The organism is Rhodopirellula sp. JB055, from assembly GCF_043100905.1.
Classification (GTDB): domain Bacteria; phylum Planctomycetota; class Planctomycetia; order Pirellulales; family Pirellulaceae; genus Rhodopirellula.
Genome location: NZ_JBICHO010000446.1, coordinates 1 through 4,428, shown reverse-complemented (window position 1 = coordinate 4,428; position 4,428 = coordinate 1). Strand labels below are relative to the sequence as shown.

Below are 4,428 nucleotides of genomic sequence, written 5' to 3'. Positions count from 1 at the left end.
AGACTTCGGTTTTCGGGGGCCGATTCAGATTCGGCGTGATGGTCAGGGTCAGACCGTACTCTTCCCTTTCCTCCAGCGTGCGCTTGATCATTTCCAGATAGCCCTGGGCCGGACTATGGATGGTGAACGTGAAGGCCAGCGTATCGTCGGGCCCCAGCTTGTTGCGGAAAAAATCCACCGCCGACTGATACGGCGCCAGATTGTCGACGGAAGGCACGAATCCCGGTGGTGTTTCCATGGCAACTTCCTTCTGAAATAAAGATGCGATGGGCTTACAGATCGATGCCCAACACCTCGCGAACGCAACGATCATCAAACTGGCAACGCGGCGACGGCGAAACGACCAAGCCCGACCGGAACCGAACACTCGGCGACGGAACTGGGATGCAATGTCTGTTCGGATCTGTTGCCAGCGTCGGGAGGACGCGGACCGGCGGCGTTCGGCAACGCTCATGTTCGTCTCCTCAGCCAATCTTCCAAGGGCGGCGACTCGCTCAAGTCAATTCGCACGATCGCATCATGCGGGCATGCCGCCGCACAAGCGGGGCCTGTCGGCAAACCGCTGCACATGTCGCACTTGGTCGCTTTGGTGATCGGTCGGTTGCTGGCTTCGTCGGTGTACGGTCGACCCTGCGGATCGTTCACCGCTTCCATTTCGATGTTGCCGTACGGGCAGCCTTTGGCACACGTGCCGCAACCGATGCAAATCGATTCGGAAACGCGAACGTGCCCCGTCGATTCTTCGCGATGCAACGCACCCGTGGGACAACCGATCATGCAAACGGGATCGGTGCAGTGCATGCAGGCTTGAACGAATTGCAAGCGATCGTGATTGACGCCGACGCGAGCGAATCGTGGGTTCCCGTCGTGAACACTCGCGCAGGCTTTGACGCAATCATCGCAACGGGTGCAACGATGCAAATCAATGATCATCGCTTCGCGACCGTTGTTGAAACGGTTTTGAACGATGAACTCGAGCAACCCAGTGGGCTCAAACGAGGTCCCCGTGGGACTCGGCAGATCCTGCCAAGTCTCTTCCTTGTTGTGACCCTTTGAAACGGTTGAGACAATCGGAAGTTCAGCCTTCGGGCGTGCCTCGCTACGCCTTTCGCGAGCTTCTTCGGTCGCGGGCACTCGCAACAACGCTTTCGCGGCCGAAGCAGGCAACTCGCTGCGGCGAACGTGCGGCAAAATGTCGGTTGCAAAGCACTCGACCGGGATGTGCAACGTGTCCAGAAACCCGACCGCGCGAAGCGAATGTTGCAGTGGCAAATTGATTGGGCCGTCTTCGTTGGTCACTCCAAGAGCGATTTCTTCGAGACCGAACAGGTGGCCTTTGCCCAGGTAAGCGGTCGTGCGTTGAGCCACGCCGTAACTTTGGCACACCCGGCCGAATCCACTGCGGACGATGATCAAATCGGTGACCTGATGACCTTCCGTGGCCACCACCGGTTCGCTTTCAATCTGTTCGGCAGGAGACAGCTTGCGAGTCTTCTTGTAGTCTGCATTCCACTCCAAACGTCCAAAGGAACGCTGGACCGTCGCTGCAACCACACGCTCCAAATTCTGTTCGGGCAAAAAGCGTAGCAGCGGGATTTCACGCAAGTGAAGCGGCAACCAGTTTTCGCGGTAGTGATCGTCCATTCGCTGCGAGAACGCGGGATCGCGCCGCAGCATCTTCAGGCCCTGCAGCCGAATCTCCAGCAGCGTGCTGTTGCCTTGCGAAACAACCGTCGCGGACCGCGGAGCCCGGTACATTGCGGCGACTTCGCCAAACAATTCGCCAGGTCCCAATCGCACACTTTGTCCAGCCTCGACCAACCCATCGAAATCTTGCAACTGCAACACTGGCGGACGATCTTCCGCGTGATGCGAGGGCGTGTGCAGGTCGACGTTTGGAACCACTTCCTCGGGACGCCGAGCTTCCCGGACGCCAGACGGACGCAGCAGTTGCCAAACGGCCTTGGGCCAAGACACCTTTTCGGTTTCACGCCGCCCCAATCGTTCCGGTGGCAACTCGTGAGTCAAAAGCTCCGCGTGCCCATCCACGACCAAAAAAGCACTGTTGGCGTAGTCGCCTTCCCGAGCGATCACTTCACCGTGAGCGAAACGATGCAGTCGGCAATCGTTGCGAAGGATCCCGTCCAGCGGAATCGACTTGGGGAAAGCGGCCGGATCCAGGCTGGAAAAAGGCGATTGCTCGCGCAGCCAGCCCACATCCGCATCGGTCATGTGCGGGTCCATCGGTTCGTCCCATCGTCGGGGACGACGCACGGCAATGGAATCGTCGGTCATCATGTCTCGGTCGATAGCCATCGCCGAGAGCCCGAGTCAAGACACAACCTGACCGAGACAAGTTTCACACGTCCGTTGAAAGCGGTCGAACGCGAGCACTCCGGTAGAAATCCTCAGGGACGCTTCCGACGCAGGTGATCCAGTCGATGTCGAACGTGCCGCATGGTCCGCAGAGCATCCAGTCCTGCCAGCATCAGGATGGTGATCAAAACCAGCATCACCGAGATCCAACAGCTCAACCAAACCGCATGGTTTTTGGGCGAGGCCAGGGTCGCGACCAGCACCAGTATGCCGCACACCAAGAACAGGAAATTCACTCGCCGGCGGGACCGACGTCGGCGCAGCAAATAAGCCTGGTCGATGTCCTCGTCAAAGCGTTCGTTCGACCATCCGAGTTGCTCGGAGCGTTGCAGCCAAACAGCGAAAAAGATCAGCGTGCTGGCCAGGACCAAACCACCGGCAAACATGAGGAAGCCTTTGAAAGAGAAGCAAACCAACCGGTGAGCCCCACCCGTCGGGCCAGTCATCCTATCACGTTGGTGGAAAGCTTCTAGCTTCTAGCTTCTAGCTTCTAGCTTCTAGCTTCTAGCTTCTAGCTTCTAGCTTCTAGCTTCTAGCTTCTAGCTTCTAGCTCGTGCTCGTGCTCGTGCTCGTGCTCGCCACTCGCCACTCGCCACTCGCCACTCGCCACTCAATCCTCCCTACTCGCCCCGTGCCATCTCCGCGCACATCCGCAAGGCACCCACCAACTTTACAATTTTCAATTTCACTTTTTTCAATCACCCCCTGCTCCCCTGCTCCCCTGTGCCCCTGTGCCCCTGTGCCCCTTTCCCACTTCTACCTCTCCAACATCCATTCATGCACCACCCAGATCACTGCCGCGATGCTTTCGCCGCTGCAGTTTTCCGGGATGTCTTGCGTCGTGTGCCAATACTGCGGCGCACGGAATCCTGGTCGAGGGTAATCAAAATCGATCAAGTCCGTGGTGGGGATTTTGGCGATCTCATTCAGTGGCAAGTGATCATCGCGAATCGCTTGGCTGCGCGTCCGAGGGACAAACGCTTTCACGCCCAACCGCTTGGCCGTCTTCCAGATTGACTTCGTCACATCGCGGGCATACCGCAGGCTGTTGCGTTCGTAGAGCAGTTGCAATTCCTTGTCGCCGATCATGTCCAGCAACACGCCGCTTCGGTAGGGCACCGGCGGCGGTTCGATCAGGTACTGTTGAGCGAACAAGGTCGATCCCAAGAAGTACTCGCCGCTCTGTTCGCCAAAGACAAACTCCTCGGCGTCAAACAGCACCACGTCGACCCCGATGTCCTCGGGCAAGTCCGCAAATTGATGGCTCAGTTCCATCAGAGCGGCAGACCCGCTGGCCCCGTCGTTGGCACCCACGAAGACGCCCCTGGGGTTCCGGCGATCACGATCGGGGTAAGGCCGAGTGTCATAGTGGGCGCACAGCAGGAACCGGGTCGGAGCGTTCGGGTTCCAGCCCGCGATCAGGTTCGCGATCGGGACATTCTCGCCCGTTTGGGGATGTCGAATGTCGCCGCGCTGCAAGCGGACCTGGCCGCCTCGAGCTTCAAAAAATTCAGTCAACATTTTTTGTTGCTGCAGCATCGCCGGGCTACCCGACGGGCGGGGGCCGAGATCACAGATTTCGACCAAGTATCCCATCGCTCGGTCCGCGTCGTATTGTTCGGGAACGGGCCCTAGCGCGGTGGGGACCACGGAGGTCGAATCCGGGGCTCGCAGTGTCTTCCACATGGCGACCCCGACGAAGGTCAAGAAGGCCAGAACCGCCAACGTCAGCAAATGCCGCGGCCAATTCCCGCTGGTGGACCCATAGGACGAGTCCGTGTGGGGCGTGTTCGGAGGCGAATTCTCGGGCGTGGAACGCGCGAGACCGGGTGGGAAATCCGTGGGTTGGGTTGCCGCCTGCATAGCCAGATCCATCGCCGAAACGTCCTGCGGAAGCCGCTCAAAAAGGGAGTTCATGAAAGTGGCTGTTCACCCTAGCGAACTCGAGCGAAGTTCGGTAGAGTTTTGGCCTTCACGGGATGTGGCTCAGCCTGGTTAGAGCGCTGCACTGGGGGTGCAGAGGTCGCAAGTTCGAATCTTGTCATCCCGACT

At 58.8% G+C, this 4,428-nt stretch carries 3 protein-coding genes, 1 tRNA gene and 1 pseudogene; 1 reads left to right on the top strand and 4 read right to left on the bottom strand.

Features of this window, described 5'->3' with window-relative positions; all coding sequences use genetic code 11:
- The 4 genes and pseudogenes from ACF8AM_RS17515 to ACF8AM_RS17500 all read right to left on the bottom strand — a co-directional run.
- Positions 1-454: pseudogene (locus ACF8AM_RS17515) on the bottom strand (hypothetical protein); the annotation flags it as partial.
- Positions 451-2,316: a cyclic nucleotide-binding domain-containing protein gene (locus tag ACF8AM_RS17510; protein WP_392556879.1), complete on the bottom strand. Its 1,866-nt coding sequence runs from the start codon at positions 2,314-2,316 to the stop codon at positions 451-453. The pseudogene ACF8AM_RS17515 and the gene ACF8AM_RS17510, both read right to left, overlap by 4 nt.
- Positions 2,317-2,408: 92 nt before the next feature.
- Positions 2,409-2,762 (bottom strand): hypothetical protein, encoded by a 354-nt coding sequence (locus tag ACF8AM_RS17505; RefSeq protein ID WP_392556881.1) that lies wholly within the window; start codon positions 2,760-2,762, stop codon positions 2,409-2,411.
- A 370-nt stretch (positions 2,763-3,132) separates the two neighbouring features.
- On the bottom strand, positions 3,133-4,110 hold the full coding sequence (locus tag ACF8AM_RS17500; RefSeq protein WP_392556880.1) for a M28 family peptidase: 978 nt from the start codon (positions 4,108-4,110) through the stop codon (positions 3,133-3,135).
- A gap of 241 nt (positions 4,111-4,351) precedes the next feature.
- Between ACF8AM_RS17500 and ACF8AM_RS17495 the strand changes: the two genes are divergently transcribed.
- Positions 4,352-4,426 (top strand) — tRNA-Pro (locus ACF8AM_RS17495).
- Positions 4,427-4,428: the final 2 nt, after the last annotated feature.